This window comes from Candidatus Endolissoclinum faulkneri L2 (assembly GCF_000319385.1).
Taxonomy (GTDB): domain Bacteria; phylum Pseudomonadota; class Alphaproteobacteria; order Thalassobaculales; family Thalassobaculaceae; genus Thalassobaculum; species Thalassobaculum faulkneri.
In genome coordinates, this window is sequence record NC_019566.1 from 1,410,366 (window position 1) to 1,430,943 (window position 20,578).

Annotated in this window: 2 protein-coding genes; both read right to left on the minus strand. The window is 43.4% G+C overall.

The features are described 5' to 3' along the window. Positions 1-527 precede the first annotated feature (527 nt). The gene (locus tag A1OE_RS04460; RefSeq protein ID WP_015089163.1) at positions 528-15,572 is read right to left on the minus strand and encodes an SDR family NAD(P)-dependent oxidoreductase; all 15,045 of its coding nucleotides are present in this window, start codon (positions 15,570-15,572) and stop codon (positions 528-530) included. After that, positions 15,569-19,324 (minus strand): MupA/Atu3671 family FMN-dependent luciferase-like monooxygenase, encoded by a 3,756-nt coding sequence (locus A1OE_RS04175; RefSeq protein WP_015089164.1) that lies wholly within the window; start codon positions 19,322-19,324, stop codon positions 15,569-15,571. Before A1OE_RS04175 ends, A1OE_RS04460 begins: the two co-directional genes overlap by 4 nt. Positions 19,325-20,578: the final 1,254 nt, after the last annotated feature.

A 20,578-nucleotide genomic window follows, 5' to 3' on the forward strand; every position in this document is an offset into this window, starting at 1 on the left:
TTAAAAAAACTGACAGTGGCAAAATATTAAGGCTGCATTGATCATTGACCTAAGCAACTGGCAAAAGCATTAATGCCAGCACGCAAACCGGAAAAATGTAGCCAGACTGCTTGTTCAGTACCATCCCCTTCAACTTTTTATTGAAAGTCTAAATTAGCATTAGGACTAACCCGCGCAATATGTTAATCGCAAGGGATGAAGTAATTCTTTAATGTAACAAGAAACAGTATATTAAACGCGGATAAATTGCACTACTAAACTCAAAATGTTGCATAAAAACAACTAGAATAGCCAAATTATTGGCAAAATCGTAAGCTCATGCGTATTTAAAATAACTGCCTATGCCACGGCTGTTTTAGACCTTAACTAACTGTGTAACAACCAGAAGCTCTGTTTTTTGTTCTTGCTATTTGCGAAATAGCAAATCTTTCAGAGCAAAAACTTGCTGCAACACCTCAATATCTCACACCCTTAGAAAAAAATAAATGGTATTAATGAAATAGCTAATATACAAACGGTATCTTAATTTAAACATCTTTACTTATCTCAATCTCATAAGCCTTTTTTAAATCAATCTCGCCTACTTCCAGACTCTTCAGCAAATTTTCCATTGACATGGCGCTGAGTTTTTCTTGATTTGTATCAACAACATTTTGCGCTTCGCGGGCTAAAAAATCTGCTTCCGCATTCACAGGAGCAGCCGTACGGCGCCTATCAATTATCTCCCGCAAACGATTGGTCCGTGATCTGGTTTCATCAACTCTCACTACTAATTCATCCTTATCATTTAGCACTGCTTGTTGCAATACAGACTGATCACCAAACTCTAACGTAATGTACCGTGCAAGATCTCGCACAGTAGCAAAATTAAAAAGTGCCGTAGTTTTAAGCTCGATACCAAAGCTCTCATTAATCTTTCGTACGAGTTCCACAGAAATGATAGAATCTGCCCCATAATCAGCAAAACTAGCAGATAAATCTATTTCATTTGGATCTAAATGTAAGGCTTCCGCTACTGATGCAATAAGCTTATTTTCAATACTGCTATGCACTTCACCAGCCTTCACTTGAGATAGATTAGATGAACGAACAACCTTCTCCTCCTGTGGCAATGCTTTGATAGCAACACGAGCGACATTAGAAGCAACAGAGACTATCACTGACTCAGCGCCCAAACCATCAATATCACCAGGCAAGCCGGCTATGCTAATATTTCTATAGCCAACTTCTGTTAGGGCTAAACGCCATCCTGCACGCGATAGTAAAGGCCCACCAGACATTCGGGATTGCGGGTCAGAATAACCCCACCACTCTGCTGTTAAGCCAAATGTTAAAGTATTTATCGCGTGAATACCGGTAGCTTCCTTCAGTACAAGCACCCCATCATGAGTTAAGAGCTGAGCGATATTGCTCAGTGTTTCAGCAATACATGGTGTCGCATGAACAACATTAGCAGCCAGCACCACATCAACGCTAGCATTATCAAATCCCTGATCAGCAACTGAGCGTGAAACATCTAGAAGCTTTACCTCAAAATTAGGAATGTCAGCGAATTGACGACGAGCAGCAACTAAAAAGCTAGGCCCGATATCAGTAAAAGTATAAGATACACCTTGGTTAATAAATGGCGCAATCTCTTCTAAAACAAAACCTGTAGTACCAGCAGTTCCAGCACCAATTTCTACTACCCGAATAGGCCGACTAGGATCACGTATTAATTTATCCTGCACAGCAGCAGCTACAGCCCGGGCAGCAAGTCGCTGCAGCCAATCAATTAACGGATTGCCTTTATAAATCGGTGCCACCAAACGGTCAGAACCATCCGGGAAAAGTATACTAGCAGCAGTAATACTTCCTTCCACTACTTCACGCAAATGAGGTAGTGCATGATCAAGTAAGACAACATAAGGTGTAGTCCCCTTTCCAGCAGCCTCCACCCGACGTTTCATTTCTTCAGCTGAACCAGTTGCTTCCATGCGCAAGATGTCTATAGCATTTGCTAATCGCTGCATCTCAGGAATCGGCATCATTGACGGTACACCATCAAGATACTCAGCTAAAGAGGCGATAGCATAAGCATCAACTGCTTGCAAGGGCGAGCTATCGAAGGCAGCAACTGGTGGTTCATTCTGTGTCATTTCTTCCATAGCTTCCACTAATGGTGTGACAGAAGAGCGCGCTTCTACACCCAGTGCGGGAAGCAATGTATCAACTAACTTCATCGCCAGCACACGCCTATCTCTTCCAGCTAAGATAGATTTAAATGCCGCAAAACCCTCAGCTGTCGCAATAGGCCATACTCCCATACGCTTAAGACCAGCTGTCCGCGGGTCACCAGCCATGCGCCCAATATCACCCCACAATCCCCAATCGATTACTCGAGCGTTTTTGCCAGTCGCCAAAACTGATGCATCAAGATAAGCACTAGCTGCTGCATATGCCGCTTGACCTTGATTTGCTGTGTAAGCGTTAGAAGAAGAAAAAGCTATCCAAGAATTTACCTTGATACCATCAAAGGTAGCCATTAGTGCATCGATTCCACGAGTTTTGGGAGCTAATATGCGTTCAACCTCAAACTCGGTTTGATCAACTACTAGCTTATCTTCCATAACTAAAGCAGCATGGATTATACCATCAAGAGCACCGCCTGAACGTATATCTGATAAAGCTACACTCATGCTTGCTATGTCAGTAATATCCGCTTGAATATAAGATATCTTACCGTAAGTAAGATCTGCAATGCTAGCTTGCTCATCAACAGTTAATGGACGACGGCCAATTAACCAAACTGTAGCACCTTGCGTTTCAGCTAAATGTCTCCCAAGTGCACGACCAATACCACCACTACCGCCGGCAATCAAATATCGGCCATTCGCAACAATACTGCTTTCAGCAGCAGTAGATTGAATCTCGTTCAACACCAACCGAGAATAAATACCATCATGTACACTAATTTCAGCATCCTGAGGTGCATCTGGTGTTACATTAATCCACTCAGCGGCCTGCTTAGGTTGGCTAGCAACAGGCAAACAAATCAAACATAACTGTAGCCATTCCATTTCACGTGATAGAGCCTTTGCAAAGGCGGTAACAGCAGCTCCTGATGGAGTGTCTTCAACGACCACTCGCAAGAGCAAACGATCCTTCGTAATTCTATTTGCTGCCAACGTTTTACACAATCGCATTAAGGCTAAAACGCCATCCGTTCCCTTTCCGCCGACACCACCAAGATAAACGATCTCCGTCAAATTGTCTGGCATTTTTTCGGTCAAAACATCCGTTAAATAAACAACATTATCATCAGCTTTCAACTTTGAAACCAAAGCATCAGCTAAGCCACGCAGGAAATACGGATCGACTATAATCACGCTTCCAGCTCGTAATCGAGCTGGTAATGCAGTTATTTGCACTTTAGTGGGTCGCAGCAAACGAAGAGGAGGTCCATAATTAGCTACTGAAGCAGTAGGTAACAACACTAATCTATCCAAAGTAGCCACTGTTTCTCCACTGCCATCGAAGAGAGAAATATCAGCCATCAAAGGATCACCCGCGCCGCGCCGCCGTACCACTACCTGAACTGCATCTGACAATGCTCGCCAAACATTCAACTTGCCAATTGAAGCGGGACGTAAACCTGAACCATCTTTTTCGATAATTCCAGCACATGCCTGAAGCGCTGCATCCAAAATTCTAGAATCTAACAAACCTCTTGAAGCGTCTGTTGGTTGACTAAGGTCGCCTACTGCTACACCAGCATTTGTTGATAGATTCTTAATACGTGCAAAAGACGAGCCGTAAACAACACCAGCGGTGGCTAACATACTATAGAATTCGGAACTTTTAATTGTACGCCTGGTTACAGGTATAGTCTCTCTATTCGGAACGACAACTACATTGCTAATAGTAAAACTAGCAACCACGTCGTCGTGGCTTCCAACAAGAATTGATACATGATTATCTTCTCGTTGCGGATTAACTAATAAACCCTCCGAGCTTACTGTAACAGTATGACGCCAACTTACATCGGATAGAGTAAAAGGAAATTTTAAGCCGAGCTTTCGCACGGCTTCAGAAATCAATAAAGCACCAGCAGCGATAGTCTTTCCTTCCACAACATGATCAACTATAAGCGGGTCGTCTACCTGACAAACTTCATGTATTGTATCCAGCCCATTAAAGGCTGGATCATGCCGAGTACTAATCCAGCAACGACGCCGTTCGAATGGCGTTAGCGGTAACCCGATACGCCCAGCCCCCTCAGGAAGAACAGTGCGCCAATCAACACTCTCACCCTTAATCCAAGCACTACACTGCGAATCAAAGAAACCAAAGTCATTTATATCTTTTCCTTCAGCAATTAACCAAAGACCAGCGATCAGCGTTACGCGATCTGCCGCTACGACCACTGCACGTTGCTTCATTGCTTCCCGTCCCTCAACTAAGGTAAAGGAGATATCGGCCAAAGACGCATCTGAGTTCTCCACAAACTTTGCCAACTGCCCAGCAACAACTTTCAGCAAGTTGCTAGTGCGAGCAGAAAGCGGAAAAGGTAGCGCTTCATGTTTTATAATTTTACGGTTTAAAAAAGGCGGAGCATCAACAATTAAATGGGCATTTGACCCACCAGCGCCAAATGAACTGATACCTGCTCTTAACGGCGCGCCATCAGATGGTGGTTTCCATGGTTCGGCCTTAGTCACCACACGAAAACCACTACCTTCTATACCAAGATCCGGATTCAATGTATTAGCATGCAAGCTGGGGGCTAAAGTACGATGCCGCATCTGCAACAATACTTTTGTTAATGCAGCAATTCCAGCAGCAGATTCCAAATGCCCGATATTTGATTTAACTGATCCTATTGGACAATCAACTACATTACCAAAAGAACGTTTTAATCCATTAATTTCAATTGGATCACCTAAAGCAGTACCTGTACCATGCGCCTCTACATAAGAAACACTACTCGGTGCTATCCCGGCTCTCTTGAAAGCATCAGAAATTAACTGTCCTTGAGCAACTGGATTCGGTACAGTGAATCCACTAGTACGCCCTCCATGATTAACAGCACTTGCTCTAATCACTCCGTGAATACGATCTCCGTCCGCTTTAGCACGGGATAACGGCTTTAATACTACTGCTCCAGCTCCTTCACCAGGCACGTATCCATTACCACCCTCACCAAAACTACGACAGCGACCATCAGTAGACGCAAAACCTGCTTTGCTTAGTACCCAATATTTCATTGGATGAAGACTAAGATTGACCCCTCCTGCTATAGCAACAGTACAATCCCCTGCCGCCAGCGCACGCAAAGCAGAATAAATAGCGGTCAGCGAAGCTGAACAAGCCGTATCGATAGCAACTGAAGGGCCATGTAAATTAAGAAAGTGAGAAATTCTATTCGCGGCATTCCAATATCCCGAAGAAGTAATTGCCAATTCCCCACGTACCCGCGACTCAGCTGCAAAGAGTTGATAGTCACTATGCATCAACCCTACAAAAACGCCTCCCTTACGTAAACTAGGATTAGGATCAGAAGAGAACAGATTAGAACGAGTATAACCAGCGTCCTCCAACGCCCACCAAGAAACTTCTAGCATTTTACGAGCCTGTGGATCTAACGCCTCTGCTTCCACTGGAGCCATGTCGAAGAAAAGCGGATCAAACATTTCCGCACCTTCGATAAAACCACCCCATTTACTATAACTAGTAGAAATATTTTCCCTATCAGGATCATAGAAACCCTCAAGGGGCCAACGATCGATAGGAATTTCTCGAATCAGATCAGTATTAGATCTAAGATGTTCCCAAAATACCTCCAGGTCCTCAGCTCCTGGAAAAATACCTGCAATACCAATAATCGCTACCTCAGTATCTTCACGATCAACTAGGTAGGGTATAGTAGAAGTATCAGAATTAAACTTTGAGGTCTGCGGAAGAGTAGTAGTCTGAGAAGATATTGGAAGTCTAGTCGGTTTAAAGATAGTAGCCAATTCAGAAGCTTTGTTATGGCTAAGATAATTTGCAATTTCACCAGGAGTTCGATATTCAAAAAATAAAGTCTTTGGTAATGCACCAAGATCCCTCTCCATGGCCAAATTCAAACGCGTAATCATCATACTATCAATGCCGTACTGTTCAAAGGGCAACTCAGGATCAATGCGGTTAAGAGGTATAGCAGCAACCTCAGACAATATTGAAGCTATGTAGCCAATAGCATCGATTGGAGGAGTAGCGTCCTGCATTTCTGGCAGAGCCATAGGTGTAATAGATGTCGACAAACGCATCAATCCAGCTGCTACGTCGCCAATACCGTGAAGAACAAGAGGCGTAACTTCGCCACTGTGAGCAGCATTCCATAACGCATTAACACCTAATTCGGTAGATAGTGGTTCTAGCCCAGCTTCTCGCTTAAGCATATTCACTAAATCATCCGGCACAGTCATACCACCGCTCTTCCATAGCGGCCATGCAACACAAAGAGTATTACCTGGACCCGGCCTATTTGCAGCTAAACTAGCAACAGCGGCATTAGCAGCACCATAAACTCCTTGACCAAAAGAGCCAAACTCAGCAGCCGTAGAGCCAAAAACTGCAAACAATTTAATTGGATCACTGCGAGTAGCATCGTCAAGCGTAATAAAACCAGTTACTTTTGCAGCAAATACCTCATCAATATCAGTTGAAGTAACTGTAGAAAAAATTCCATCCAGTTGCTTACCTGCTAAATGCAATACAGCAGTAATAGGACCAAAATCATTCCTAATTGTTGCTAAAGCGCCTTCTAGAGCATCCTTGTCAGTCACATCAGCAACAACAACAGGTACTTCAGCCTGCCCACTGCGACGAGATAACAAGACTGGCTTTAGTCCAGCACGCGATAAGACACTTGCTAGCTCACAACCTAAACCACCAAGACCACCACTAATTACTACTACAGAATCAGACGATAATGGAGAAGACGACTTAGTCGTAATAGATCCAAGATCGTGCAGTATGCGTCTTTCAAGTCTATCGTCTGACGTAATGCGTAAATCCTCAACGTAGGCAACACTTGGAAAGGTTGGCAATTGAGTATCATTAACTCTGCCAGAAACAAGAGCAAGTCTCCAACCAACATTTTCCACCAATACCGCACGCAAAGCGGCTGCCACTGCTCTAACAAACGGAGCTTCACTATCTCCATCTAATATCGCCATCAAATGAACTATCGGGGCGCTCGGAAGAGCAGATAATCCACGCACAATTAGAGATAGCTTAGCCAAAGCTAATTTGCCGTACTCAATAGCTGGCAACTTCACTATTACGCCCAAGCGTGTCCCAGCAGCCAAGTCCCCTAGACTATCAAGCCAATTATGACTAACTTTGACTATTCGGTCAAGCATCGGTGATCCTCGCTCATCGGCGGAAATCCAACGCGGAGCATGCAAGGTAGTCAAACAAAGTTCGTTATTATTGCCTTCCATTCTTCTCGCTACTAGCTTATCCATCTTTGCTAACACCTGGCCGTTCTCGTTAGCGATGGTAATGTCAAATAAAGCACCCGAAACATCTCGTCTCAATACTGTTGCAAGCACATGAACTGGGGAACTTTTTTCATCCGTTAACCATACTATACGGCCCAACGCATGAGGCACGTAAAGTCCCGATGGCGAGCCGCTGTTATCCTTTTCGCCGCCCAAACCAACGCCAGCCGCAGCTTGCATGGCTGCATCAATTATATCAGCTGTTCGACATGTAGCTTGCACATTAGGAGACAAACGGGCCAAAGCCATCCCTTCACCGACATAGATTTGACTTAAAATAGCAAAGCGTTCGCCGTAAGCTATACCACGTGCCTTAGATATCGAAAGTAAATAGCTACCATCAATTTTAGTACCAGTGAAGTCAGTGGTATCAATCACCTGAGACTGATAAGTGAAAGAATCAACACGTCCCTCAACAACCAGTACATCTCCTCGATTCATACGAAACTCATCACCGTTCATTACAAGCGTAAGAAGAAGATTATTCCCTTCCACATTCACTGGACGATGCCATACTAAATCTGCTAAGCAATGAGGCAGCGATTCATTCTTAGCCATAATGGCTAATCCAATTAACTCCACCATCGCTGCTGCAGGAAGCATAGGTCGGCCATGTACTCGATGCTGATCAAGTCGCCAATTAGTTGCAGCTAAGATAATCGTTACAGTATTACCATCCACTATCAGTTGCGGATCAACTACTGAACTAGCTTGCACCGCTTCGCGACGGATCGGTTGCCAATAACGTTCTCGAGCAAATGGATATCCGGGTAAGGAGACTAAGCGCCAACTATTGCCTGGGAAACATAGAGTAAAATCAACTATATTTCCAGCTAAATAATCAATCTCGGCATCGCGTAAAATTTTAGGTATGCTCGTAGAAAAATTAGGAATTTCATTAGAATAAACCTTATCAGTTACCAGACGTAAAGCTTTAGTCAACTCATCGCGTTTAGCCGCAATAACTACACGCCGACATCGAAAATGCTCGCGTCTCAACGCTAGTGTATATGCTATATCGCCCAATCGATCATTAGTCTGCTCTATATGAGATGCCAATGCCAAAGCTATCTTATTCAAGGCTTCATTAGTCTTGGCTGAGATTACAAATATCCATGGACCAGGAATATTATCATCATTTATCACCATCTCTGGTGCTTCCTCCAATACCACGTGAGCATTAGTACCACTAAAACCAAAGGAACTAACCCCTGCTCGACGACGCCCGCCTATTATACCATCTATACTCCATGGCATGGTTTTTCTAGCAACGACGAGGGGAGAAGAGTCAAAATCAATGTGCCTATTGGCTTTTTCAAAGAATAACGAACCTGGAATAGCTCGATTTTCTAATGCAAGCACCGTCTTTATCAATCCAGCTAATCCAGCAGCAGCCATGGCATGACCAATATTAGTTTTTACCGAACCGATAGCACAAAAATGTCGTTTAGAAGTTTCCGCCGCAAAGGCATCATTTAACGCCGCAACTTCTATTGGATCACCTAATCGAGTACCTGTTCCATGCGCCTCCACAAGAGTTATACTCTCGGCCGAAACATTAGCTTCCTTCCAAACGCGACGCACTAAGGCAGTCTGAGATGACGCACTTGGAGCGGTAATGCCGCTGGTGCGGCCATCCTGATTAATGCCAGCACCAAGTATTAAAGCGCGAATACGATCGTTATCGTTCTCAGCATCAGCGAGACGTTTAAGGATCAAAACACCCACACCTTCTCCCGGTACAAAACCGTTTGCTCGATCATCGAAAGCATAGCAAACCCCATTTGGTGAGGCCATACCAGCATCAGACAAATAAGCTAAAATATCCTCAGACAACAAATTGCAACCAACGCCAGCAACAATCGCTAAATCGCATTGATCAGCAAGTAAACTATCGCGAGCAAGCGATAAAGCCACTAAAGACGACGAACAACCTGTATCGATTGGAAAAGTTGGACCACGCAAGTCAAGCAAATATGCTAACCGTGCTGATAAAATAGCCATAGAGCCGCCGATCGTTTGCATCGCTGGTGTACCAGGAGCTACATAACTATTAGCTGAAGATCCAACAAAAACACCAGTACGACCTCCAACAATACGATCTGGCGATAATCCAGCATCCTCAATAGCATGCCATGCCTCCTCTAACAACAAACGTTGCTGCGGATCCATAGTAAGCGCTTCGGACGGAGTAATTTTAAAAAAAAGCGGGTCAAACTGATCGAAATCATCAATTAACCCAGCCCAGCGTGCATAAATAGGCGTCGGAGTATCACAACCAACATCAAAAGTTTCAGGAATAAAAAAACGTTTGATTGGCCTGATTGCACAATGACCGTCCCGCAAATTATGCCAAAAAACACTTACATCGGGAGCATCAGGAAAACGTCCAGCAAGACCAATTATAGCAATTCTTCTATCAAACTTAGGAGAATTAGAGACCAAACTAGGCAAAGGCGTTGAGAATGTCGGGGTATCTGTAGATTGTACAATATCACCTGGCTTAGTATCAGGAATAATAGGACCAAGACTTTTTATATGTTTAGATAGTACATCCACCGTTGCATAGCTAAACAAGTCAGTGGAACGCAAAGTTACCTGAAAACGCTCAGCTAAACTTTGTGCAATCTGAGGTGATACAATAGAATCAACACCATAATCAGCAAATGGTAACGAATCATCAATACTATCAGCTGCACGACCCAATGCTTCCGCCACTACCTGCCGCACAGTATCTTGCAACCCGCTTTCTTTAAAGCTAGTTACACTATCTACCGAAGAAGCAGATACAATAGGCTTAGATGAAACGGGCGCAACAAAACCAGCGGACTCTACTCCAGCCTTTAAAGAAACAATAACTACCTGAGAAGCATGATTGGGAACATTACCTGGTGCCAGCTCAGCTATGACATCTAGTCCAGCCTGACTTAGCACTAAGCGCCAGCGTGCTAAATCAAGCAGCGGGCCATCAGCCAAACGCTTTTGAGGATCTTCCGAACGCCACCATCCCTCAAGCAATCCAAAAGTTAACGTAGCAAATGTCTCAAGTCGCACATTTTCGTTAAGTATAAGTATTCCGCCAGGACGCAATAATTTCCACACATGTATCAAAGTATCATCTAGTTTAGTGGTCGCATGTAGCACATTAGAGGCAACAACAACATCAAAACTTTGCTCGATAAAACCCTGTTCTATCGGATCTTGCTCAATATCAAGCAGCGCACTAGTCAAACTAGGAGTAGAATGAAATTTTTCCCCGTGTCGCACAAATCCAACAGATACATCCGTATAGCAATAAGATAATCCTTCAACTGCATTACCTAAACGTAATCTAATCGCCTCTGTCGTCGCCCCGGTTCCCGCACCTATCTCCAGTACCGATAAAGAATTAGAGCGGTTATAAAGACTTGCAACAATTTCGGCAACTAAAACGTTAGCTGCCTTTAATCCAGGTTGATGCTTATAAATCGGCTCGACTTTTGCAACGGATCCCTCAGGAAATAGGACATCAGTACCTCGTAACTCACCTGACAAAATCTTTGGTAGTGCATCAATACAATCGGCCATTAAAAAAGCTACTGCCTTACTAATTTCGTCGCAAGCAGCAAACTCCTCTAATCCATCTTTGTCATCAAATATCGTTTCACACCATCGAATATAGCCATTTGAGCATCTCTCTGCCGCACCCGCAGCAATTAGCAAATTAAGTATCGCATGAGCCAACTTATTTAGCCGAGATGGTGCACCAAACCGAATGATAGCTTGAGTTAAATTTTCTTCTTTACCCGGTAGGCCGAGCAAGCCATTTTTCTTCATAACACATAGCAAACGTCGATTAGCGATTGATTCAACTGCTACATGACGCTCTAAACTATCGCCTAATAAAGTATTGGCCAAATTACTAACTTGATCAATAAAATTAACAGGCTCACCTAATGCTGGATCTAAATGATCTACATCCCCCAGCGCTCGCCAAACAGATGCAGACAGGGAAGCTGCCACAAGCGGAGTATCGCATTGTAATGACAATGCAGATTCAAAAGCATCAAAAGCAGCATCTTCAGGCATAGGAAATAGCCCATCTTTTCTTACCTGGGCAAGTAGTTCAGGCCTCCAAGACGGATCAGCCCAAAGCCCCCAGTGCACCACTTGAGTAGTAGCATCAGCTAAAACACTCTCAAATGCACACTGAGCCGCGTAAACAGCCTGACCAGCAGCACCAGGGAAACCAGCAAAGGCACCAATAGAAGAGACTACTACCAAACGCCCCTCGCCAATTGCCTCAAGAGCAGACTTGACGGCCATCCCACCAGTTGTCTTAGCACGCAAACCAGACAGCATGTCCGATTCTGGCATAGCGGATAATCGACCAAAGACTGGATCAACTACTGCCTGAATGACTAAATCAATTCCGCCAAGCTTATCTCGCGCTGTGCATAAAGCGATCTCGGCAGCCAAAGAATCAGTCAAATCGATCGATAAACCATATACTTGAACACCCTTCGCTCGTAAAGTTTCCATATAAGCTGCGCGTTCTTTACTAATTTCTTTCCGACCAACAAGAACAATATTTGCTTTCCAGCATTCAGCAATACGATTAGCTAAAACACGACCAACACGACCAAAACCACCAAGAATTACAATTCGACGACCAAAATTATCAGCTTTTCGATCAACAATAATTTCCTTTAACCGCTGTTCAAACCGCTTACCATTAGTCAACACAACCATTTCACCCGATGAAGTGCCTGGCTCAGTCAACAGCAGTTCAATCGCTGTATCGTTATCACAGTCAATAGTCCGCACCGTTACCTTATCGATCTCCTTATCTAAAGAGACCTTGGCCAAAGCTATAAGAGCACGACGGACCGGATCGTCTTTAGCACCTGGCGCCAAGATCAGGAAATCCAACGGAGCTTCAAGAGTGGTCAAACTACAAGCAATACTACGAATACAGCAAGCACCTCTGTCAAGAGTATTAGAAGAATAATCAGCAGGAAGATACAAAACAATCCTCCGCACCCCTTCGGTATCCGCAAGCCACTCTGTCACCGCAAGCGAAGCAAGAGCCTGTTTTCGAGTAACAACATTGCCACTACAAATAAGACAATCTGATACCCGATCAAGCAAATCACCATTTCCAATAATTAACGTCGGACGTAAATCAATTCCTCCTAGTGCAGAAGTACAATATTCTTGCCAAACCAATTGCCGTAAACAAACCGAAGGATCTTTTTGCTGAACAACTGGAGTCTGATTTGCAGAATCAATTGCATGGAGCGTCAGACCATTAAGTTGCATGGCAATAGTACCATCATCGCCGACGACCGATACATCAACCACTGATTCTACACCGCACGATAATTCATTATTGAAGTAAGCAAGTAAATGCATGGTTAAAGGCGGGATTGGCATCAAGACCGATAATTCATGCATGCGAACTGGCATACGTGTGCACGTAGCGTCCCCATCTCTCGACGCTACAAGAGCCACTGCTGACTGTATCGCTGCATCCAACGCTCGCAATCTCGGAAATGAAGAATTGCTTAAATCCACTGACCCGACTGCGGCATTTGGTGCAATACTCAAACGATCAAAACCTCGATAGGTAGGCCCCAGCCAAACGCCAGGGGCTGGTTCAGAAACTCCACCGTCAATCTTATTCACTGCAGCTGCTTGAATTGCAAGCAATTCGGAAAATTCAACTCGCTTATTTATCGTATCAGGTGAGCCACTTGCACCAAAGGAAAAAACATTTTCACCGCCTTCCACTGTAGCCAATCCGCTAGACTTACCTCCTCCATTTAGGATCAGCACGGCACCTTCTTTACCGACTATTACTGGTCTTAGCCAAGCAATTTCATTAATTTTATTACCAAATTGATCGAGCACAATATCTAGTAAAGCAGCAGCATGCAAAATTGACTGATTACCAACACGATGGTCTCCGACTTTAGGATCTTCAATAGACAAAGACAAACGCGTTGATTCCGTAGCATCCAGTGCAAACGCCCAAAGCGATTCGTGAGCTAAAGGTTGATCCGGTAAATCTAAGCAGATAATTTTATTTCCAAAAAGATTGTTACAAGAATCTATCCAATTTTCACCACGTTTCAGATAATCCAAGACCACGGGATCAGTACAAATTGACGGTAATTTGTACTGATCCAGCTCCGCTAATACTCCGCACACCTCATCCAATGAGGTCACAATAGCACCAGCACGCACTGAGTAATGAGAGCGACGCAGTGCCAATGTTCCAACAAAATCAATCAAAGAAATATTTTTACCCTTAAGCCAACCCAACAAAGATTTCGCTCTTTTAGCAAGTAAATCAAGGTTTTCAGCAGAAAGCAACAAAGGAAAAGAGCCAGATAGAGAGCTTTCCGAAACAACAGACGGCCCTTCCGCGATAATTGCATGAGCATTAGTACCAGCTAAACCAAATGAATTAACTCCTGCTCTACGCGTATGGCCTGCTATTCTAGGCCAAACTTTTTTTGCTGAGGTTACTTTTAAAGGTTTCCCAGACAGATCTATGCGTGGATTTAAATCAGTAAATCCGAAAATAGGAGGAATACTCTCTGCCTTTAATGCAGCTACAATATTAGCTACGCCAACCAACCCAGCCGCCTCAGAAGCATGCCCCAGAACAGACTTAGCTGAACCAAGGCAAATCGCTGGCAAACCTTTGCTTCGTTTGCGAAAGGCACCGAATAAACCAGCGATTTCTACCGGATCACCCAATGGAGTACCCGTACCATGCGCCTCAATCACATCAATCGCATCGGCATCAAGTCCAGCACGATCTAAAGCAGCACAGATAAGATTAGTTTGGGCAGTACTATTCGGAGCTGTAATTCCATTACTACGGCCATCCTGGTTAATAGCCGTAGATAGTACCACTGCATCAATGCGGTCACCATCAATCAACGACTGTTCAAAAGGTTTAAGTACTGCAGCAACAACTGCTTCACCAACGACAATGCCATCAGCAGATGCGTCGAAAGTAGCACATCTCCCTTGCTTCGACTGCATTCCCGCTCGCTTCATCAAAGTCAACGAGATTGGGTTAAGAAACAAACTAACTCCACCAACCAGAGCCATATCGCAGTCGCCATTTTTAATGCCTTGTATTGCCAAATCTAAGGCCACAAGAGAAGAGGAACAAGCAGTATCTACAGTTAAAGCTGGCCCGCCCAAATCCAAATAATAAGATATCCGAGAAGCTAACAAAGCAGTTAGATTACCAGTCATACCCCAAGCATCGCCAGCACCATCATCAGACTCAATAAGCTGCTCGTACCCGGATGGTGAGGCCCCAACATATACCCCAACCTTTTTTCCGGCGATGCGCGCAGCAGGATAACCAGCATTCTCCAGCGCTAAATAAGCCCGCTCCAAGAATAATCGCTGCTGCGGGTCAATAGCACTTGCCTCACGTGGTGATAAACCAAACAATTCAGCATCAAATAATTCAATATCTTTAAGAAAACCACCCACAAAGGTCGAGTTATCATTACCCAATAATGGACGTACGAGTCTGCGTCGTTGATTTGAAAGAGGGTGCACCAGACTCTCGCAATGCATTAAAGCATCCGAAAATGCAGATAGCGAAGAAGTAGAACCAAAGGCACCAGATATGCCAATAATAGCTACGGCTCCTCTGTTGTTGAAGGAGGACTCCTTTTGTGAAGAGATAATAGTTGGCATAGCATGCTTGTCGATCATTGAAGCAACATGATTAACCAATGCACTGGGATTCGGATGAGCAAATACTGTCTCTACCCCAAGCTTCAGTCCATAAGCTCTATTAATCTCCTCAATCAATCTAACAGATAGCAAGGAACCAAGACCAAGATCCGCGAAGCTGCGTACAGCTTTCTCAGCATCAATTTTCTCGCCCAAAACCTTAGAAACAATTCCAAGTAAAACGCTCTTCAAGTCAACTTCATCTACATCTTGCTTTAAATGGATGAAACCATCAGCATCAGTATACTTAGCTTTATCCAACTCTATCCGCCGATCACGATAAGAAATCATCGCTCTATCCCCATGCTGCTGCGATTCCAATCAACCGGTGGTTTAGCTCCTTCATCAAGACGCTCTGCGGTAATAAGTAAATAGCGGATTAATCCTTCACGCAGAGCGGCACCAAAACCGTCCCATGAATACTGCACTTTTGCAACCAAATCGGCCCCCTCTCCGCTCTCTCCTGCCAACATAGAATCTAGTCCAGGATCAACCAAAAAATTTCCAACCTCGCTACTAGCATCAATTACACGTATAAGCCGAAAGCCATGCTGTGCAAGAATATCGGCGTATTCAGTTAATGTGCTAGTCCATGAACCCACCTCCGGCAAATGAATTGATTTAGCTGTATCAGCTGCACAATCAATTAGTGCCAATTTTCCGCCAGGACGCAATGCTTGGGATAGATTAGCAAATAGACCTTGCTTATCCTCGATATGGTGGCCAACCTCGTAACCAATTGCGAGATCAAAAAAACCTGGAAACAAATCAGTAGAGCTATTGCGATTAAAAATCTGTACTTTTTCAGACAAACCTGCTGCAATCACGCGAGAATTTGCCATTTGCGCTTGAGCTGGCGCTATTGTATAACCCACTCCATGCAAGTTCGCGTGCTGAGTAACTAAATCAATCAGATCAGTTGCAAAGCCACACCCTATATCCAAAACTCTATGGACTTTTTCGAAGGCGATATCTGCTAGCAACGTTTTGCGCATTTCTAATTGAGCCGATCTCATCATAGCTGCATGCTCCGGATGAGCATTAGGATCACGCATAGTACGAGTCCAAGAGAAACCCGGTACTACATCAGGCAAAGGTGCTAGAGTGAGATAAATGGGCCCATCACGTCCAGAACCAGCATTAGTCACATAATCGTAATAGCGCGCTACTTCATCCCTCTTACCGTTGCGTATTGATGCAACAGGTAGACCATCAATCGGAAAGCAAGTCGGCGCAAAAGAATAGCTAGGCAAACAAACCCTATGAGTTTTGATTGAAAACTTTTTCGGATCAACACCATTAATAATTGCCTTAGCATTAGCGATATGCAAGTCATCATTCGCTACAGACGAAGCAATTGCCAAAGGGCCAGCATTATCAGATAATAAACTTGCGAGTTCAGGTAAAGTATTTACGACAGCAACCCAACGCATAGCCATAGGCTCCCTATTTAGACAAAGGCTACTAGAAACTGCGTAAAGATCCTCGTCTAAATTGCTAAATAACCACTTTGCTAACCTTTGTCGCTGGCGAACCAATCCTGCAGCATCCCATCCAAAAACAGGGCAAATAACAGGAAGATCTGTCTTTGCTTTAACGAATGACACATCCGGCGCATTTTCAACAACTACATGAGCCGCTACCCCGCCAAGCCCATACGCATGGGCAGCAGCAGTCCGAAATTGATCATTCCAAATCTCAGTTTTATCTGCTAAACGCAAGCCGCTACCATCCATAGCTAGATCAGGTGCTGGCGTTTTAAGGGATAATAGGGCAGGACGAAACCCATACTCAACTGACGCTACTGCGGATATCAATCCAGCAATTCCACCACAAGCATCGAGGGATCCAATAGCTGGCTTTACAGAACCAACTGTCCAATCTACCGCTTTAGCTTTCATCGTAGAAAATGCACTGCGTAACGCAGAAATTTCGCTACGATCTCCATGAGCTGTGCCAGCACCATGAGCCTCCACGTAACCGGTCTCTTCTGGCGTTAAGCCAGCATCTTTCCAAGCATCAACTACTGTCTTTGCCTGGCTGGTTGAACTAGGCAAAGTTAGCGAACCTGCTAATCCGCCTGCATGATTAACCGCTGATCCAGCTACCAAAGCGTGTACTCGGTCGCCGTCCCGCTTTGCCATATCCCAGCGCTTGAGCACCACAGCAGCTACTCCCTCGCCACGTGCCTGACCAGAAGCAGCGACATCAAAAGCACGACATCTTCCATCCTCCGCCAAGACACCAAGAGCAGCAAGCCGAGTGGATTCTACATCAGACAAAAGTAAGCTTACCCCACCCACCACTGCGATATCACATTCCCCGCTGCGTAAAGCGCGCAAGGCACGATGCACAGCAACTAATCCACTGGAACAGGCGGTATCTACAGTCTCGCTTGGCCCACGCCAATCAAACACAAAAGAAGTACGATTTGCTACCATAGAAGCAAGCCCACCTGCAACAGAAAGAGGATCACTGTTAGAAGTGCATCGTTGCAAATAGCTAGTAGAGTACATCGCAACAAAAACACCAATCGATTGGCCGCGTAAATCACACGGACGTAATCCAGCATCCTCTAGCGCCTGCCAGACGGTCTCTAGGAATAAACGCTGATGTGGATCCATCACAGCCGCCTCCGTGGGAGATATTCGGAAAGGAGCTGAATCAAAATATTCTACTAAATCGATAAAACCACCACGAACAAGAGCTGGCTTAGCGGTTGGCCAACGATTAGAAGGTGGTTCCTTAATTGCTAACTTTTCACTCTTTAAGTTACCGACATAAGTAACAAAATCGGACGCACCAGGAAAACGGCATGCTATGCCCAAAATAGCTGCTTTGTTATGATCTGGATATCTGTCTGATACTTTATGTAATTCAAAATCTTTCAGACCCTCTGCTGTCTCAATTAATTTTGATAGTCCTTCCAGGACATGATTGTCTGGTAATCCAAAGTCAAGTAAGCAGGCTACCTCGTTTACACCAATCTTTTTAACACGAGCTAGCATATCTGTAATTTCCTGTGGAGTACCAATCAAACTGGCACTACGCAGGTAGCGCTCAAAGGCGAAATCAGCCATTTGATCACGCTGCCCTCCATCTAATGTCTGTTCTGGAATATTTGTTTTAACGTGCAGATCAAGGGCAGAGCGGACATAACTAGTCATCGGACCGCGCACTCTTTTCAACAACCTTGAGCGATTCTCGTCAACATATGAGTGAAGCATTAACGTGACATGACCGCCAGCTGGATCAAACCCCGCCTCTTTACGAGAAACACGATAAATCTCGATTTTTTCAGCTATATCTTCCAAACTTCCACCAAGCACCATTGTCAATACATTGAATCCGGCTTGCCCTGCCCAATAAAATGTATCAAGACTACCGGTAGCAGCGATCCAGATTCCTGGCACATTCTGACGTGGCTTAGGATAGCTAGTAATCTCGACGTCATTACCCTTACCATCTCTACGTCGCACCGACCCACCAGACCACATTTCGCAAAACTCATCTATACCTTTACGCATAATGCCTTTATTATCAGTAAAGTTTTCTGGACGAAGCGAGAAGTCTTTGGTATTCCATCCACTGCCAAAAGCAAGATCAACTCGCCCATCGGAAAGCTGGTCAACCATAGCCCAAGCCTCTGTAGTCTCGATAGGATCATGCAAGGGAAGAATAACACTACCAGCACGAATGCGAATATTCTGCGTTTCCCGAGCGACCGCAGCTGCTAAGACCGCAGGATTAGGATATGGCCCGCCAAATGGCTCGAAATGTCTCTCAGGTAACCATAAAGCTTTCATTCCTACCCTATCGGCCATTTTTGCTGCTTCTAATACCAGGGTATAGGGACTGCATGTTCCATTCCCCGAATCAGCAGAAAAAAACATCACTGACAAATCGGGCTGAGAATTATCTATTTTGTTAGCAATAGCATCCTGAGAAGAATGTGAAGAGTCAACACGGCTTAATTTCGATCGCAAACTGACTGCTTCAGCCAACAAATCAGCCCGACTGGGGGCTTGAGTATGCTTAGTCATTATTCAGCCTCCGCAATCAATTTCGTAAATCACTCATTATCAACTCACTAGATTAATATGGTGTCCAATTAACTGAACTTCTTACAAATAATACCCACGAAAAATTTTTACATATGCATTTACATTATTAATTTGCATAAAATTGATTAACTTCTCGACTTAACTCCGATCTTATAATTTTTCCTAAAGCTTGACTACAAATATAATTACTGCCTGTAGCCAACATAAGCGTTGATTCAATCTATAAGGATCAAAATCATATCATTTACTACCTAGTAAACCTCCAGCTGTAATCTCAGATTTCTCTAGTTTACTAACACATTAATTAGGACAATTGCAAAATCTTAACCTTAAGTAATTTTAAAATTATGTCTGCTGTAGGATACTGCATATTTAAGCAAGTCATTAGTTCGAATAAACAATTGATACAATTTAGCTTTGATGGTGATCAACAATTAACTGACATTCATGCGAAAATTTTCACCCAAAGAAATAATAATTAATCTAAGTACGAATCAGTAATATTATTCCATAAAAATCGTAACCAAAGTTATAAGCACAATAACATTCTTAACGACTTTTATGGAATAAACGAAAGCTCAGAATAAGCCAAAAACAATATAGTTAGCAGAGTTTTTTTCAAAAATACATTTTCAGTTGTAAGATAAAAATAAGAAAAAAACGAGACTAAAATTAGTTTATCCTAATTAAAGAAATAAAATTATCAGTTTAATGAACAATAATATCAACCGCTAAGCACATTAGAAGATTTATCTCAAACCGGCAAAATTTACTTTCTGTAAAACTAATTTTCTTGGCTTATCTATACTGATAAGCCAATTAATCATTTTATAATATTAACACTCAATTGACTAAATAAATAGAATTATGTAGGAACCTTATTAAAAGGTAATTTAAACACACAAAATAAAACATTTTGCTGTCTTGACTCTAAAAATATAGCATAAAAGCATCAATTATGACTTAATAAATTATAACTTTTCAACAAAAAACTATATAGTTTTTTGTTGAAAATAAGCCATATTATATTAACTAAGTATTTAAATTAGACTGAAAAACATAGCATAGAATTAGCTAATCGTTAGATAATTAAAATAAAAATCGATACCAATAATTGTAAAATTATCTCAATAGAAATAATCACAGTAATTGTTCTCAATTCTTTTGCATTATTAATACTATAAAATAAGCAAAAGCTACGCTCTACGTTTGTATTGAGTTCAATTAGCAAAG